This window comes from Thermocrispum sp. (genome assembly GCF_002919275.1).
GTDB lineage: Bacteria > Actinomycetota > Actinomycetes > Mycobacteriales > Pseudonocardiaceae > Thermocrispum > Thermocrispum agreste.
In genome coordinates, this window is sequence record NZ_PKFA01000043.1 from 38431 (window position 1) to 53551 (window position 15121).

Genomic DNA, 15121 nt, shown 5'->3' on the forward strand with positions numbered 1-15121 from the left:
GACGTCTCCTAGCTCAGCGTCCGGCGGACGTACTGCGGAACCTGCTTGGCCATCCCGGCGGTGCGGGCGATCTTGTGGTTCACCCCGCGCAGCAGCCGCAGCTGGAGCCTGCTCTCCAGGCGCAGCGCGGCGCGCGGTGACAGGTGCCGGGTGCGATGGAACAGCTTCTTGGTGTAGGCGACGGCGTCCGGGGAGCGGGTGGCGATCTGCCCGGCCAGCTCCTCGGCGTCCTTCAGCGGGTCCTCGCTGACCCCGGTGACCAGCCCGAGTCCGGCGGCCGTGCGCCCGTCGAACAACTCCCCGGTCATGGTCAGCCGCTTCGCCACGTCGATGCCGACCAGCTCGCGCAGGGTCACCGATCCGGTCATGTCCGGGATCAGGCCCCACTTGGCCTCCATGATGGACAGTTCGCAGTCCGGGGTGGCGAACCGGAAGTCGGCGGCCAGCGCCAGCTGCAGGCCGCCGCCGTAGCACTTGCCGTGCAGCACCGCGATCACCGGAACCGGCAGGGTGCGCCACTCCCAGCACGCGCGCTGGAACAGATTGGCCTCCTGCCACGGCCAGCGGAACAGGTTGAGCAGGAACTTCGTCGGCTGCTTGCCCACCGACTTGAAGTCCAGCCCCGCGGAGAAGGCGGGGCCGTCCCCGCGCAGGATCACTGCGCGCACGTCCCGGTCCCGGCGCAGCCCCCGGGCGGCGTCGATCAGCGCGTGGAACATGTCGAGATCGAGGCCGTTGTACTTCTCGCCCCTGGTCATGGTCACGTAGGCGATCCGGTCCTTGACCTCGGTGTGCACCCGGTGGCTCATCGTCGCGCGCTCCTCGAGCTCGTCGTCAGATGGTCAACAGTATGCTGCCGCCGCGCCCGCGGAACCGGGCATCCGCCGGGTGCCGTTGGACACATGTCCAAAACGCACAGCGACGAACCGGTCCGCCTGCTGGGTGATGAACCGGAGGGGACCAGCGGATCAAGCGTTATGGTCGGCGCGACAACGCTCCGACACCCGAGCGGAGGCAGCGTGGACGATCCCGGAGCGGGAACCGCACCGTTGAGCGCACGGACCAGGCGGCGCATCGACGAACTGCTGCTCGGTGGCCCGCGCAAGTACAACCGGCTGCAGGTCGCCGAGCTGTCCGGCGTGCCTGCGGACGTCACCCAGCGCCGCTGGCGGTCGCTGGGCTTCGCCACCGCAGGCGACGAGGAGGTGCTGTTCACCGACAACGACGTGGCCGCGGCCGCGCTGGCAGAGAAATTGCTGGCCACCGGGGTCGTGCCCGCGGGCATGGATGTCGCCGTGACCCGCGCCGTCGGACACCACTTGTCGCGGCTGGCGGAGTGGCAGATCGAGCTGGTACGCGAACTGCTGGACAAGAACCCCGAACTGCTGGCCGACGAGGACCGGCTGGTCATGTTCCTCGACACGGTCATGCCGTTGCTGGAGCAGCTGCAGACGTTCGTCTGGCGACGGCATCTGGCGGCATACGCGGCGCGCGCCTTCGACGCCGGGGAAGACGACACGGGCGCGCTGGCCGTCGGTTTCGCCGACATGGTCGGTTACACCCGGCTGACCAGGCGGATCGACGAGGAACAGCTGTCGGAAGTGCTGGACAAGTTCGAAGCCCTGGCGTCGGCGGTGGTCGCCGAGCGACACGGCCGGATCGTCAAGACGATCGGCGACGAGGTGATGTTCGTCGCCGACACTCCCGCTGACGCCGTCGAGATCGCGGCCGAGTTCGCCCGTCGTGCCGCCGAGGACGACGACATTCCCGACGTGCGTGTGGGTGTGGCCTTCGGGCCGGTGCTCAGCAGGCTCGGCGACGTCTTCGGCAAGACCGTCAACATCGCGGCCAGGCTCACCTCCACCGCCCGGCCGGGCACCATCGTGGTGGACGAGGGGCTGGCCGAGGCGCTTGGCGAGCACGCTCCGTATCAGGTGCGCCCGTTGCGGCCGGTCTCCGTCCGCGGTTACAGCAGGCTGAAGCGCTTTGCCGTGAAGGTGCCGACGCAATAGCCGGCCTCAGCACCGTCGTCTGGCATGCTCGAGCGCATGACGCGCCCCTTCATGCAGGTCGACGTCTTCGCCGACGAGCCGTTCCGCGGCAATCCGGTTGCCGTGGTGCTCGATGGAGAAGGCCTGACCACCGAGCAGATGCAACGGTTCGCCGGCTGGACCAACCTGTCGGAGACGACGTTCCTGCTCCCACCGAGCAGCCCGGACGCGGACTATCGGGTGCGGATCTTCACGCCGTCCGTCGAGCTGCCGTTCGCCGGTCACCCCACCCTGGGGACCTGCCACGCATGGCTGGAACACACCGGGAACTCGGCCGAGGTGATCACGCAGGAATGTGCGGCGGGCCTGGTCCGCATTCGGCGCACGGAGGCCGGGCTGGCGTTCGCCGCACCGCCGCTGGTGCGGTCGGGGCCCGTCGACGAGGAGACGATCGCCGAGCTGGCGGACATTCTGCGCATCGACCGTGCGGAGATCGTCGACGCGCAGTGGGTGGACAACGGGCCGGGTTGGGTGGCCGTGCTGCTTGCTGATGCCGAGCGTGTGCTGGCGCTGCAGCCTGGGCTGATCGGGGAGTACGACATCGGCGTCGTCGGTCCCTATCCGGAAGGCGCGCCGGCCGCGATCGAGGTGCGGGCGTTCTTCCCGGCGAACGGCGTGGCCGTGGAAGACCCGGTGACCGGCAGTCTCAACGCGTCGCTGGCCAGCTGGCTGCTGGAGTCCGGCCGGTTGACCGCGCCGTACGTGGCATCGCAAGGGACTGCCCTGGGCAGGCGTGGTCGCGTGACCATCACGCAGGAGGACGGGCAGATCTGGGTCGCCGGAGGCACCGTGACCTGTGTGCGCGGAACGGTTCGGCTCTGACCTCCCCGCCCCGGCGGTGGGTCGCCGACGACTTGCTGTAGACCCGGTGCTGGACAGCTCCTCGGCACGGGGTGTGGTGGCTCGGCAGCGTGGAATCACCGGATTTCTCGACCGTCCATTTTCTGCATTCGCCGCGTGTTTCGGGATTTCCGCCCACTGCATGTGTGTTCTGCTGCCGTAGTGGTGCGGATCGCCCCGTCAGCCAGTGCGTCGTCACGAGAGCCGTCAGCCAGTGCGTCGTCACGAAAGGGCTGAACTTCCGTCCGCTCGGCGACCGTGGGATGGAACCGATCATCGTCACCGCGTTCAAGGGCAATCACAAGAAGGAACTTGGCCGGGGCAGCTTCGATCCGAAATCGGCACTGCGGTGACCGCGCACGGTTTCGTCTGCCGGGCCCTTGCTGACAATGCGCGATCACTGATCTGCCCGGTGTCCGGGGACGTGCAGCGAAGCGCGTCTCCAGCCCCTCGTGTCGCCGGCACGGTGATCGGGGCCGGTCCGTCCGCCGGGACACCCGTCTTGCGGGCCCTCGGCAGCTACACGCCCATGGCGTCGGTGACCCACTGCGGCAGCGGCAAGCCGCGCTCGATGCATTCGCTCGCCAGCCGGATCGTCCAGCGCAGCGCCTGCAGGACCAGGCTGGCCACCTCTTCCGGGGCAGCCTGCTGCAGCGCGATCTCCACCTGCTCCCGGGCGTCGTCGGCGTTGCCGTGCACCTGGGCCAGCAGCGTGCGCACCGCCGTGCGCACCGGCGGGTCCGCCTGGTCGATGGAGACCTCGGCGCCGTCGGAGTCGAAGACCTGCACCCTGACCGGGGTCGTCCCGCCGTTGCCCAGTGCCGACACCATCGCGCTGCATTGCGAGAACAGCAGCATGACGACTTCGCCGAGGTTGGTCGACGCGTGCAGCATCGCGCCGTCGTCGTCGCCCCGGCGGGCGGCGGCCAACGCCAGGCTGGCCTGTTCGGTCAACTCCGCGTTCACGGGCACCATCAAACACGAGGGGCCACCGTGCTGGTAGTCCCCGAGGGTCGGGTTGCGCTCAGCCGACCGCTACCGCGTCCAGTGCACCGAGGGCGAGATCGGACAACAGCCTGGCCAGCTCGGGCTTGCTCAGGTACCGGTTGTGCGGGGTCGAGTTGATCAGGCCGAACACCGCGTGCGCGCAGGCCCTGGCGCGCTCCTCGTCCACGCCTTCGTAGGCGGCCTGGATGGTCTGCACCCACACCTCGACGTAACGACGCTGCAGCGTGCGGACCTCGCGCCGGTCGGCGTCCCGCAGATTGCCCAGGTCACGCTCGTGCACCGTGATCAGCGCCGGGTTGTTCAACGCGAAATCGGTGTGAAAGGCCACCAGCTCGCGCAGCGCCTCCGCCGGGGTGGCGGCCGCCGCGGCCCGTGCCGACCCGCCCTCCAGCAGATCCTTGGATATGCTGGTCAGCATTTCCCCGAGCAGGGCGTCCTTGCTGCTGAAATGCCGGTACAGCGCCGGGCCGGAGATGCCGACGGCGGCGCCGATGTCGTCGATGCCGACTCCGTGGAAGCCGTGCCGCGCGAACAGTTCGGCCGCCGCGGCAAGGATCTCGTCACGTCGAGTGGCAGTCATCGGAACATCCTAGCGCGATCAAGTTAGCGCTCGCTAACCGGGAAAAGGTTTGGCGAAACGGCGGTACCCCGGCCGCACCTGTGGTGCCACAGTGGCCTCGCTCCCCAGTTACCCACTGCCACCAGGAGGACACATGCGGTACATCCGCCCAGTCGTCGCTCTGGCCGCGGCCGCCTTGTTCTCGGTCGCCGGCGCGATCGTGGCGTCTCCGGCCTATGCGGCCGGCGAGAACTACGTCGCGCTGGGAGATTCCTACGCTTCGGGCACCGGCGCCGGTTCCTACTCCGGAGGGGACTGCTATCGCAGCGCCAACGCGTACCCGCAGCGCTGGGCGAATGCCAACGCTCCGGCGTCGTTCACGTTCGCGGCATGTTCGGGTGCCACCACCTCGGATGTCCGCAGCCAGCAGCTCGGCGCGCTGTCGGCGGCGACGACCCTGGTCTCGATCTCCATCGGCGGCAACGACGCCGGCTTCGCCGACGTGATGATCACCTGCACGGTCGGCACGGACAGTGCGTGCGTCAACCGGGTGAACCAAGCCAGGGAATTCGCCCGGGCCGAGCTGCCCGGCAGGCTCGACGCCCTGTACGCCGAGATCCGCGCGAAGGCGCCGAACGCGCGGGTCGTGGTGATGGGTTATCCGCGGGTGCTCACCTCGGGAAGCTGCTGGTGGTTCAGCGGTACCAAGCGAAATGCCGTGAACAGCGCCGCCGACGAGCTCTCCGGCATCATCGCGGCGCGCGCGGCCGCCGCCGGATTCACCTATGTCGACGTGCGCGACGATTTCGCCGGTCACGAGGTCTGCACGTCCGACGAGTGGATCAACGGCATCGTCTGGAGCAGATTGGTGGAGTCGTACCACCCGAACGCCAAGGGGCACGGCAACGCCTACTACCCGGCGTTCGCGTCCGCGGTTTCGCAAACGGCCGCTGCCTGATTGCTCCGGTCGGCTCTGCGGGGCGCCTGCCTGCCTGGCGGGCGCCCCTCTTTTGCGTCACCGGTGTGGACAGTGTCGTTAGCGGTCGCTAACATCGGCGACGACGTTAACGTTGGCTAACCCTTGTGAGCGGAGGCTGACCGGTGGACGCGCCCACCTTGAGGTCGTCGGCGAACCCGCGCGACGAGCAGTTCCGGCGCAACGCCGCCGGCCACGCGGAGCTGGTCGCCGAGCTGAACGACCGGCTCAAGCAGGTCCGGCAGGGCGGCCCGGAGAAGGCGCGGGCCAAGCACGTCGCGCGCGGCAAGCTGCTCCCGCGGGACCGCGTGGACCAGCTGCTGGATCCGGGGTCACCGTTCTTGGAGCTGTCCGCGCTGGCAGCGAACGGCATGTACGGGGACCAGGCGCCCGCCGCGGGCATCATCACCGGCATCGGGCGGGTCTCCGGCCGGGAGTGTGTGATCGTGGCCAACGACGCCACCGTCAAGGGCGGCACGTACTACCCGATGACGGTGAAGAAGCACCTGAGGGCGCAGGAGATCGCGCTGCACAACAATCTGCCGTGCATCTACCTGGTCGACTCCGGTGGCGCGTTCCTGCCGATGCAGGACGAAGTCTTCCCAGATCGTGAACACTTCGGTCGCATTTTCTACAACCAGGCGACCATGTCGGCGCGCGGAATCCCGCAGATCGCGGCGGTGCTGGGCAGTTGCACGGCCGGTGGCGCGTACGTGCCCGCGATGAGCGACGAAGCGGTGATCGTGCGCAACCAGGGCACGATCTTCCTCGGCGGGCCGCCGCTGGTGAAGGCCGCGACCGGCGAAGAGGTGACCGCCGAGGAGCTGGGTGGCGGCGACGTGCACGCCCGCCAGTCCGGCGTGACGGATCATCTTGCCGCGGACGACGCCGACGCGCTCCGCAAGGTCCGCATGATCGTCTCCACGCTCGGGCCGCGGCCGGAGTGCCCGTGGGAGGTGCTGCCCACCGAGGAGCCCGCCGTGGATCCGGCGGAGCTGTACGGGGTGGTCCCGACCGACCCGCGCGTGCCGTACGACGTGCGGGAGGTCATCGCCCGCATCGTGGACGGCTCCCGGTTCGCCGAGTTCAAGGCCGAGTACGGCACGACGCTGGTCACCGGGTTCGCGCGCATCCACGGCCACCCGGTCGGGATCGTGGCCAACAACGGCGTGCTGTTCAGCGAGTCGGCGCTGAAGGGCGCGCACTTCGTCCAGCTGTGCGACAAGCGCCGGATCCCGCTGGTGTTCCTGCAGAACATCAGCGGGTTCATGGTCGGAAAGGCCTACGAGGCCGGTGGCATCGCCAAGCACGGCGCGAAGATGGTCACCGCGGTCGCGTGCGCCAGGGTGCCGAAGCTGACCGTGATCATCGGCGGCTCGTTCGGTGCGGGCAACTACTCGATGTGCGGGCGGGCGTACTCGCCGCGGTTCTTGTGGATGTGGCCGAACGCGCGTATCTCCGTCATGGGCGGGGAGCAGGCGGCCCAGGTGCTCGGCACGGTCGGCAACGTCGACCAGGACGAGATCCGCGCCCAGTACGAGCGGCAGGGCAATCCGTACTACTCGACCGCCAGGCTGTGGGACGACGGGGTGATCGACCCGATGGACACCCGCATGGTGCTCGGCCTGGCCCTGTCGGCGGCCTCGCACGCCCCCCTGGAACCGATCTCCTACGGCGTCTTCCGGATGTGAGCATGTTCGACACCGTGCTGATTGCCAACCGCGGGGAAATCGCGGTGCGGGTCATCCGCACGCTGCGGGCGATGGGGATCCGCAGCGTTGCCGTGTACTCGGATGCGGACGCGGATGCGTTGCACGTGGCGGAGGCCGACGTCGCCGTCCGCATCGGCCCGGCGGCCGCGCGCGACAGTTATCTCAACGTCGAGGCGGTGCTGGCCGCTGCCAAGGAGACCGGTGCGCAGGCGGTCCATCCCGGCTACGGGTTCCTGGCGGAGAACGCCGAGTTCGCCCGCGCCTGCGCGGCCGCGGGGCTGGTCTTCATCGGTCCGCCCGCCGAAGCCATCGAGGCGATGGGCGACAAGATCCGCGCGAAGGCCACGGTCGCCGCCGCCGGAGTCCCGGTCGTTCCCGGTGCCGACGGGTCGCCGGAGGAGTTGCGCGAAGCCGCAGGCCGGATCGGCTATCCGCTGCTGCTCAAGCCTTCGGCGGGTGGCGGCGGCAAGGGCATGGTGGTCGTGCACGAGCCTGCCGAGCTGCCGGAGGCGATCGCGTCCGCGCAGCGTGTGGCCAGGAGCGCCTTCGGCGACGACCGGCTGCTGGCCGAGCGGTTCGTCAGCGCGCCCCGCCACATCGAGATCCAGGTGCTGGCCGACGAGCACGGCAACGTGGTGCACCTCGGCGAGCGGGAATGCAGCCTGCAGCGACGGCACCAGAAGATCGTCGAGGAAGCACCGTCGCCGCTGCTGGACCAGCGAACCCGGGAGCGGATGGGAGCAGCTGCGGTGGAAGCCGCCCGGGCCGTGGGGTACCGGGGAGCGGGCACGGTCGAGTTCATCGTCTCGGCGGACGACCCGGGTGAGTTCTTCTTCATGGAGATGAACACCCGGCTGCAGGTCGAACACCCGGTGACCGAGCTGGTGACCGGGCTGGACCTGGTGGCCTTGCAGGTTCGCGTCGCCGCCGGTGAACCGCTGGGGCTGCGGCAGTCCGACATCCGTTTCACCGGCCACGCCGTCGAGGCACGGGTGTATGCCGAGGACCCGGCCAACGGGTTCCTGCCGACCGGTGGCCGGGTGCTGGCGGTGCACCACCCCGATGCGGAGTGGCTGCGCGTGGACAGCGGCATCCGGGCAGGCAGCGTCGTCGGAACCGACTACGACCCGATGCTGGCCAAGATCGTCGTGCACGGGGACGACCGCGGGCATGCCCTGCGCAGGATGTCCGACGCGCTGGCGGGCACGGCCATCTTCGGCCTGACGACCAACGTGGGCTTCCTGCACGCGCTGGTCACGGACGACGACGTGGTCGCCGGTCGCATGGACACCGCGCTGGTCGACCGCAAGTTGGAGCAGCTGACGGAAGCGGAGCCGGTTCCGGACGCGGTCCTGGTGGCGGCCGCCATGGACGAGTTGCTGGGCATGCAGCCCACCGGGCCGGTGGTCGACCCGTGGGAGATGCCGACGGGGTGGCGGCTGGGCGGTGCGACCGGCACCGCCTTCCGTCTCACCTGCGGCGACCGGGCGGCGACGGTGCGCGTGACCGGCACCCCGGCGGCCGCGGAAGTCAGCATCGACGACGCGCCGCCGCAGCGCGCATCCGCCGAGTGGGTCGACGGCCGCCTGCGCGTGCGCTACGCAGGCGAAGCCACCACCTACGCCCGGCTGCAGCAGGGCGAGACCCTGTGGCTTGCGGCCAACGGCCGGGTGTGGGCGGTCGGTGAGCATTCGCTGCTGGCGCAGGAGGAGACGACCGATTCGTCCGGCGGGCCGATCACCAGCCCGATGCCGGGAACCGTGCTGGTCGTCCGCGTCGAGCAGGGCGAGAAGGTGGCAGCCGGCCAGCCGTTGCTGGTCGTCGAGGCAATGAAGATGGAGCACACGATCACCGCGCCGACGGCCGGCTTCGTCACCGAATTGCCGGTGACCCCGGGACAGAAGGTGGCGCTGGACGAAGTCCTTGCCGTGGTGACCCCGCATGCCGAGCAGGAGGACTGACATGGCCATCGACCTGCAGTTGGAAGAAGAGCACGCCGCATTGCGGCAGACCGTGGAGGACTTCGCCCAGCGCGAGGTCGCCCCGGTGATCGGCGAGCTGTACGAGCGGGAGGAGTTCCCGTACAAGCTGGTCGCGCAGATGGGCGAGATGGGCTTGTTCGGGCTGCCGTTCCCGGAGGAGTACGGCGGGATGGGCGGCGACTACTTCGCGCTGTGCCTGGCACTGGAGGAGCTGGCCAGGGTGGACTCGTCGGTGGCGATCACCCTGGAGGCCGGGGTCTCGCTCGGCGCGATGCCGATCTACCGGTTCGGCACGGAGAAGCAGAAGCAGGAGTGGCTGCCCGCGCTGTGCGCGGGTGAGGCGCTGGGCGCGTTCGGGCTCACCGAACCGGACGGCGGGTCCGACGCCGGGGCGACCCGCACGCTGGCCAAGCTCGACGGCGACGAGTGGGTGATCAACGGCTCGAAGGCGTTCATCACCAACTCGGGCACCGACATCACCCGCCTGGTCACCGTGACGGCGGTGACCGACTTCGAGCCCGGCAGCAAGCGGCGGGAGATCTCGGCGATCATCGTGCCGACCGGGACCCCGGGCTTCACCGTGGAGAAGAAGTACTCCAAGGTCGGCTGGGCCTGCTCGGACACCCACGGACTGTCGTTCACCGACGTGCGCGTGCCCGCGGAGAACCTGCTCGGCGAGCGCGGCCGAGGGTATGCGCAGTTCTTGTCGATCCTGGACGAAGGGCGGGTGGCCATCGCCGCCATCGGCACCGGGCTCGCTCAGGGCTGCGTGGACGAGTGCGTGCGCTACGCCGGCGAGCGGGTGGCGTTCGGCAAGACCATCGGCTCGTACCAGGCGATCCAGTTCAAGATCGCCGAGATGCAGGCGCGGGCGCACACCGCGCGGCTGGCCTACTACGCGGCGGCGGCGAAGATGCTGCGCGGCGAGCCGTTCAAGACCGAGGCGGCGATCGCGAAGCTGGTCTCGTCGAACGCGGCGATGGACAACGCGCGGGACGCCACGCAGATCTTCGGCGGCTACGGGTTCATGAACGAGTACCCGGTGGGCCGGTTCTACCGCGACGCCAAGATCCTGGAGATCGGCGAGGGCACGTCCGAGGTGCAGAAGATGATCATCGCGCGCAGCCTCGGGCTGAAGGGCTGACGGCCGCCACGGATGCCTGCCGATGGGGCCGGCCCGTTCCTGCGTCGGGTCACCGGCTGAAATCGTTCCGCCGTCGCGGACGACAGACAGGTGACCGCAGGGGAGGGGTCACCGTCGTCAGCGACCGATCGGAGGCGTCATGCCCAAGCCCATTCCCGACGACTACCCGCGGGTCATCGCCAGCCTGACCGTGCGCGGCGCGGCCGACGCGATCGACTTCTACACCGAGATCTTCGGCGGCCGCCTGCACAGCGATCCGATGACGGCGCCGGACGGCACGGTGGCTCACGCCGAAATCCGGATCGGCGACTCGATGATCATGCTCGGTGAGGAGAGCCCGGTCTTCGACAGCCATGCTCCCCAAGAGGACGCCGCCGCGCCGGTGCGGCTGATGGTCTACGTGGAGGACGCCGACGAGACGGTGCGGAGAGCGGTGGAGCGTGGCGCGCGGCAGGAGTCCGAGCTGCGGACCGAGTTCTACGGCGATCGTGGCGCCGCCATCAGGGATCCGTTCGGCCACGCCTGGTACGTCGCGTCGCACGTGGAAGACGTCAGCCCGGAGGAGATCGATCGGCGCGCTCACGAGCTCTTCACCACCTGACGTGCGGAGGCGGCCTTCGCGGCACCTGCCGGCCAATGCGCCGGTCACGGGCCATCGCGAGCATCAGGTCTCCGATACAGGTGGGCCCAGTCGTCGTACTACGGGCGGTCAGTGGCTGTCTCATGGTTGTTGCGGTGACGGTCGCTGCCGACACGCCGCAGACCGCGGTGGCCCTGACAACCAGACGCGGGCACTCGGTAGCACGTGGAAGCCGTGGAACGGCACCCGAGGCACATGGTCCTGCCAGCCCGGCACCGGATGTCGATGGCAGGCGAGCCGGAGCAGCTGTCGAGGTACTTCACCACGGGCGGAGCTCGCGGGCGGCTGGCCCCGGGCGAGGAGGCCACGTGGGACTTCCACGACTTCCCGGCGCGTTCCCGGTGAAGGTGGTGGAGGCCATGCCGCCGTGCCAGCTCGTGATCGAGTGGGACGGTGAGCACACGGCGGGGGAGTCGGGGACGACCAGGACGACGTTCGAACCCATCGACGATGGTGCGCGCACTGTGGTGGCGATCACCGAACGGGCGTGGCGGGCCACCCGGGCGGCGCGGAGGCGGCATTCGGCAATTGTCGGGGCTGGACGGGATGCTCGCGGCTATGAAGGCCTGGCCGGAGTACGGCATCAATCTGCCGGACGGGTTCTCCAGGTAGGGCGCGCCGGACACGAGCCGACCGGGGCTGGTCACCGGTCGTGCCAGCTGAGCGGTGACATCCTCAGGGCGGCTTCGGCGACCCGCCGGGCCGTGGCGGTGTGCAAATCCTTGCGGGCGGATGCGATCCACCGGTCGACGTGCTGTACGCCGACACTGCGGTACTCCACCGCCTGCAACAGCATCTCCAGCTTGTCGGCGTCTTTGGCGCACCGCGCCTCCAGAGTCTCGCGCGCTTCGTATTCCTCCACCGCGGCACGGACAGACGACTTGGCGGCCTCGGGCAGCTCCGCGGTCTGGTCGGCGGTGATGGCGCGCGGATCGGGCTTCGCCAGGTACGGCCTGGCTGAGTGCGGGAGGTCGCCGGTGCGGGTCTCCTGGCTGTCGTGCCACAGGGCGAGGTAGGCAGCCCGCTCCGGATCGCCGTTCTCCTCGGCGGCCAGCAGCGCGGCCAGCTGGGCGACGCGCAGGCTGTGCTCGGCCACCGACTCGGGGTCGCGGACCCCGGCTTGCCACCATCCGGATCGGCGGATCCGCTTCAGGACGCCCATCTCGTAGCCGAACGCGGCGACAGCGGCGGAAGGATCCTGGTGGCGTGACATCATGTCCTCTGGTTTCGCGACCTCGGGTGGTCAGGTTACCGAGCCCGGGGCCGAGCGACCCGCCGAGCGCCCGTTCGTGCGGAACCGGAGCCGCAATCTGCGGCGAAGACCGCCGAGGCCAGCGGGGGTTTGCCGGTGTCACAGGACATGCCGCACGGGATCTGGCGCTCCCAGATCGGCGGCCCACGTCTTCACCTTCTCGGTCAGGCGAGGTCTTCGACTTTCGGTCAGGCGAGGTCTTCGACCTCTCAGTCAGGCGAGCCGTCGAGGGCTCTGGCCGGCGTCGTTCGGCAGAGGCGCGGGCACCACAAGGTGGTCAGCTCCTTCCTGGCGTCCTATGGTCGTCAGGTCACTTCAGCTGGGCGGAACTCTTGCCGAGCAGCCGCCGGGCGATGATCAATTGCTGGATTTGCTGGGTGCCTTCGAAGATGTCCAGGATCTTCGCGTCGCGGCTCCATTTCTCCAGCAGCGAGTCCTCGCTGTATCCCAGGGCCCCGCACAACTCGACGCACTTGAGCGTGATGTCCACGACCGAGCGCCCGGCCTTCGCTTTGGACATCGACGCCTGCACCGAGTTCGGCTTGCGGTTGTCCGCCATCCAGGCCGCCTGCAACGTCAGCAGGTACGACGCCTCGAAGTCGGCCTCCAGCCGCAAGAACTCGGCGGCCGCGGCGTGCTGGGCGTGCGGCGGGGCGTCGTAGTCGATCTCGATCCCGGCCTCGTGCAGGATCCGCGCGGTTTCCTCCAACGCGGCACGGGCCAGCCCGACGGCCATCGCGGCGACCAGCGGCCGGGTGTTGTCGAAGGTCTCCATGACCCCGGCGAAGCCCTTTTTGGTGTCGATCTCCGGGCTGCCGAGCAGGTTCTCCTTCGGCACGCGGCAGTTCTCCAGCCGGATGACCGCGGTGTCCGACGCCTTGATACCGAGCTTGTGCTCCAGCCGCTCGACGGTGATGCCGGGCCGGAACTTCTCCACCACGAACGACTTGATCGCCGCGCGGCCCTTGGACTTGTCCAGCGTCGCCCACACCACGACGGCGTCGGCCCGTTCGCCCGCGGTGACGAAGATCTTCTCGCCGTTGAGCACGTACTCGTCGCCGTCCAGCACGGCGGTGGTGGACACGGCGGCCGAGTCCGACCCGAACGACGGCTCGGTGATGGCCATCGCCGCCCACATGTTGCCGAAGCGCTCGAGCTGCTCGTCGTTGGCGACCGACGCGATCGCGGCGTTGCCCAGCCCCTGGCGCGGCATGGACAGCAGCAACGCCACGTCACCCCAGCACATCTCGATCGTGCCGAGCACGGTGCGCAGGTTCGCGCCGTTGACGTTGCCTTCCGGCTTCTTGGCGTCCTTGTCCTTGCGCCGCACCCCGGCGGCGCCCGCGCCGCCGCTGAACCCGGACTGGTTCATCCCGTCCAGCACGGCGGCGAACGTGTCCAGCTCCTTGGGGTAGGAGTGCTCGGCGCGGTCGTACTTGCGGGAGATCGGCCGGAAGACCTCGGCCGCGGCCTGGTGTGCCTGGTTGACCAGCGGCGCGATCTTCTTCGGCACCTCGAGGTTGATCGTCATGCCAGCACCGCCCCTTCCATCACGCCGGCCGCCCGCAGGTCGCGGTACCACCGCTCGACCGGATGCTCCTTCACGTAGCCGTGACCGCCGAGCAGCTGCACCCCGGCGCTGCCGATCCACATGCCCTTGTCCGCGGCCAGCTTGCGGGCCAGCGCCACTTCACGGGCATACGGCAGGCCGCGCTCGGCACGAGAGGCCGCCCGCAGCGTCACCAGCCGCAGGCCCTCCAGCTCGATGGCGATGTCCGAGACCATGAACGCAACGCCCTGGCGGTGGCTGATCGGTTCGCCGAACGCCTTCCGCTCGTTGACGTACGGGATGACGTAGTCGAGGACGGCCCGTCCGGTGCCCGCGGCCAGCGCGCACCATCCCAGCCGGGACAGCCGCACGACCTCCTGCAGCACCTTCTGGTCGCCCCCGGCCAGCAGCGCGCTCGGCGGCAACTTCACCTTGTCCAGCTGCAGCAGCCCGGTCTCGGCGCTGCGCAGCCCCATCGCCGGATCCGGCGTCACCGTCACCCCGGGGGTGGAAGCCTCGACGAGGAACAGTGCGCCGCCCCGGCCCTCCAAGTCGGCCGAGACCACGAACAGCTCGCCGTCGGCCGCCCTGGGCACGAGCGCCTTCACACCGTCCAGCTGGTAGCCCGACGGGGTCCGCTTGGCGCGTGTCCTCGGCTTGCGGGGGTCGAACAGGGCCCCGCGCTCGTGCAACGCCAGCGCCGCGACCGGCGGCTGGTCGCCGGTGAACGCGGGCAGGTAGGTGGACTGCTGCTCGGCGTCACCCCACTGCACCAGCACCGTGCTGACCGCCGACGGAGCCAGCACCGACACCGCCAGGCCCATGTCCCCGTGCGCCAGCGCCTCGGCGACCAGGACGTTGGTCACCACGGACCGCTCGGTGCCGAAGCCGCCGAGCTCTTCCGGGATGCCGAACGCCCCGATGCCCAGTTCCGCGGCCCGGGAGAGCAGGCCGTCCGGGGTCTGCGCCTTGGCGTCCGCGTCGTGGGCGGCCGGGCGCAGCTGCTCGGCGGCGAACTCCCGCACCGTCTCGACGATCATCTGCTGTTCTTCTGTCGGTTCCAGATCGAACAGCTCGGGGTCCTTCGGCTTGGCCAGCCGCTGCGGCTGGGTGAGCTTCCTGGTCGCGGTGAACACCCGCTCACCGGCGGCGACCGCTGTGAACCCGTTCTTGACGCTGCTGGTGAGCGCCTTCTCGAACTGCTTGCGCAGCCCGAGCCGGTCGATCACCGGCGAGCTGGAGACCTTCGTCAGGACGGCCATCGCCCGGCCCATCGCATCGCGTTTCTTCGGCTGAGGACCCGCTGGCCCACCGCGTGTGCTCGCCACAGTCCACTCCCTATCGGCCATCGGCCGTTCGCTGGCGGATCGCTTACCTACTGACGCGTAAAATAACGCTTGTTGTGGAA

Annotated in this window: 15 protein-coding genes; 9 read left to right on the forward strand and 6 right to left on the reverse strand. The window is 69.5% G+C overall.

Going from position 1 to position 15121, the window contains the following annotated elements:
* Positions 1 to 8: 8 nt before the first annotated feature.
* Positions 9 to 809 (reverse strand): crotonase/enoyl-CoA hydratase family protein, encoded by an 801-nt coding sequence (locus CXP56_RS09525; RefSeq protein ID WP_028846783.1) that lies wholly within the window; start codon positions 807 to 809, stop codon positions 9 to 11.
* Between the two features lie 210 nt (positions 810 to 1019).
* Here CXP56_RS09525 and CXP56_RS09530 point away from each other — a divergent pair, with 210 nt between their 5' ends.
* From CXP56_RS09530 to CXP56_RS09540, 3 genes are all read left to right on the forward strand, one after another.
* The gene (locus CXP56_RS09530) at positions 1020 to 2012 is read left to right on the forward strand and encodes an adenylate/guanylate cyclase domain-containing protein (RefSeq protein WP_245566564.1); all 993 of its coding nucleotides are present in this window, start codon (positions 1020 to 1022) and stop codon (positions 2010 to 2012) included.
* A gap of 36 nt (positions 2013 to 2048) precedes the next feature.
* Positions 2049 to 2873, forward strand: coding sequence for a PhzF family phenazine biosynthesis protein (locus CXP56_RS09535; RefSeq protein WP_028846782.1), 825 nt, complete (start codon positions 2049 to 2051; stop codon positions 2871 to 2873).
* A gap of 89 nt (positions 2874 to 2962) precedes the next feature.
* The gene (locus tag CXP56_RS09540) at positions 2963 to 3244 is read left to right on the forward strand and encodes a hypothetical protein (protein WP_286900808.1); all 282 of its coding nucleotides are present in this window, start codon (positions 2963 to 2965) and stop codon (positions 3242 to 3244) included.
* A gap of 166 nt (positions 3245 to 3410) precedes the next feature.
* On the opposite strand, the gene CXP56_RS09545 is transcribed toward CXP56_RS09540, so the two are convergent.
* Both CXP56_RS09545 and CXP56_RS09550 read right to left on the reverse strand, forming a co-directional pair.
* Positions 3411 to 3866 (reverse strand): hypothetical protein, encoded by a 456-nt coding sequence (locus tag CXP56_RS09545; RefSeq protein WP_028846781.1) that lies wholly within the window; start codon positions 3864 to 3866, stop codon positions 3411 to 3413.
* 49 nt (positions 3867 to 3915) lie between these two features.
* Positions 3916 to 4479, reverse strand: a complete 564-nt coding sequence (locus tag CXP56_RS09550; protein ID WP_028846780.1) for an SACE_7040 family transcriptional regulator — start codon at positions 4477 to 4479, stop codon at positions 3916 to 3918.
* 133 nt (positions 4480 to 4612) lie between these two features.
* On the opposite strand from CXP56_RS09550, the gene CXP56_RS09555 reads away from it, so the two are divergent.
* From CXP56_RS09555 to CXP56_RS09580, 6 genes are all read left to right on the forward strand, one after another.
* Positions 4613 to 5416 (forward strand): SGNH/GDSL hydrolase family protein, encoded by an 804-nt coding sequence (locus CXP56_RS09555; protein WP_038044541.1) that lies wholly within the window; start codon positions 4613 to 4615, stop codon positions 5414 to 5416.
* 143 nt (positions 5417 to 5559) lie between these two features.
* Positions 5560 to 7125 (forward strand): carboxyl transferase domain-containing protein, encoded by a 1566-nt coding sequence (locus CXP56_RS09560; RefSeq protein WP_028846778.1) that lies wholly within the window; start codon positions 5560 to 5562, stop codon positions 7123 to 7125.
* Positions 7126 to 7127: 2 nt separating this feature from the next.
* Entirely contained in the window at positions 7128 to 9107 is a 1980-nt protein-coding gene (locus CXP56_RS09565) for an acetyl/propionyl/methylcrotonyl-CoA carboxylase subunit alpha (protein ID WP_286900812.1), read from the forward strand.
* Position 9108: 1 nt separating this feature from the next.
* Positions 9109 to 10272 carry an acyl-CoA dehydrogenase family protein gene (locus CXP56_RS09570; RefSeq protein WP_038044539.1) on the forward strand — a complete coding sequence of 388 codons (1164 nt, stop codon included), beginning with the start codon at positions 9109 to 9111 and terminating at the stop codon, positions 10270 to 10272.
* A gap of 139 nt (positions 10273 to 10411) precedes the next feature.
* Positions 10412 to 10873: a VOC family protein gene (locus CXP56_RS09575; protein ID WP_286900816.1), complete on the forward strand. Its 462-nt coding sequence runs from the start codon at positions 10412 to 10414 to the stop codon at positions 10871 to 10873.
* Between the two features lie 234 nt (positions 10874 to 11107).
* Positions 11108 to 11257 (forward strand): SRPBCC family protein, encoded by a 150-nt coding sequence (locus CXP56_RS09580; RefSeq protein ID WP_211227479.1) that lies wholly within the window; start codon positions 11108 to 11110, stop codon positions 11255 to 11257.
* Between the two features lie 298 nt (positions 11258 to 11555).
* Here CXP56_RS09580 and CXP56_RS09585 read toward each other — a convergent pair whose 3' ends face one another.
* From CXP56_RS09585 to CXP56_RS09595, 3 genes are all read right to left on the reverse strand, one after another.
* Complete coding sequence (locus CXP56_RS09585; RefSeq protein ID WP_028846774.1) at positions 11556 to 12128, reverse strand: HD domain-containing protein; 573 nt, start codon at positions 12126 to 12128, stop codon at positions 11556 to 11558.
* Between the two features lie 346 nt (positions 12129 to 12474).
* Positions 12475 to 13695: an acyl-CoA dehydrogenase family protein gene (locus CXP56_RS09590; RefSeq protein ID WP_028846773.1), complete on the reverse strand. Its 1221-nt coding sequence runs from the start codon at positions 13693 to 13695 to the stop codon at positions 12475 to 12477.
* The gene (locus tag CXP56_RS09595) at positions 13692 to 14975 is read right to left on the reverse strand and encodes an acyl-CoA dehydrogenase family protein (protein WP_502694570.1); all 1284 of its coding nucleotides are present in this window, start codon (positions 14973 to 14975) and stop codon (positions 13692 to 13694) included. Before CXP56_RS09595 ends, CXP56_RS09590 begins: the two co-directional genes overlap by 4 nt.
* Between the last annotated feature and the right edge of the window lie 146 nt (positions 14976 to 15121).

Excerpts from the sequence above, each read along its gene's own strand:
- CXP56_RS09525 (WP_028846783.1), bottom strand. The coding sequence starts at position 809 with ATGAGCCACCGGGTGCACACCGAGGTCAAGGACCGGATCGCCTACGTG.
- CXP56_RS09535 (WP_028846782.1), top strand. The coding sequence starts at position 2,049 with ATGACGCGCCCCTTCATGCAGGTCGACGTCTTCGCCGACGAGCCGTTC.
- CXP56_RS09545 (WP_028846781.1), bottom strand. The coding sequence starts at position 3,866 with ATGGTGCCCGTGAACGCGGAGTTGACCGAACAGGCCAGCCTGGCGTTG.
- CXP56_RS09550 (WP_028846780.1), bottom strand. The coding sequence starts at position 4,479 with ATGACTGCCACTCGACGTGACGAGATCCTTGCCGCGGCGGCCGAACTG.
- CXP56_RS09555 (WP_038044541.1), top strand. The coding sequence starts at position 4,613 with ATGCGGTACATCCGCCCAGTCGTCGCTCTGGCCGCGGCCGCCTTGTTC.
- CXP56_RS09565 (WP_286900812.1), top strand. The coding sequence starts at position 7,128 with ATGTTCGACACCGTGCTGATTGCCAACCGCGGGGAAATCGCGGTGCGG.
- CXP56_RS09570 (WP_038044539.1), top strand. The coding sequence starts at position 9,109 with ATGGCCATCGACCTGCAGTTGGAAGAAGAGCACGCCGCATTGCGGCAG.
- CXP56_RS09575 (WP_286900816.1), top strand. The coding sequence starts at position 10,412 with ATGCCCAAGCCCATTCCCGACGACTACCCGCGGGTCATCGCCAGCCTG.
- CXP56_RS09580 (WP_211227479.1), top strand. The coding sequence starts at position 11,108 with ATGGTCCTGCCAGCCCGGCACCGGATGTCGATGGCAGGCGAGCCGGAG.
- CXP56_RS09585 (WP_028846774.1), bottom strand. The coding sequence starts at position 12,128 with ATGATGTCACGCCACCAGGATCCTTCCGCCGCTGTCGCCGCGTTCGGC.
- CXP56_RS09590 (WP_028846773.1), bottom strand. The coding sequence starts at position 13,695 with ATGACGATCAACCTCGAGGTGCCGAAGAAGATCGCGCCGCTGGTCAAC.
- CXP56_RS09595 (WP_502694570.1), bottom strand. The coding sequence starts at position 14,975 with ATGGCCGTCCTGACGAAGGTCTCCAGCTCGCCGGTGATCGACCGGCTC.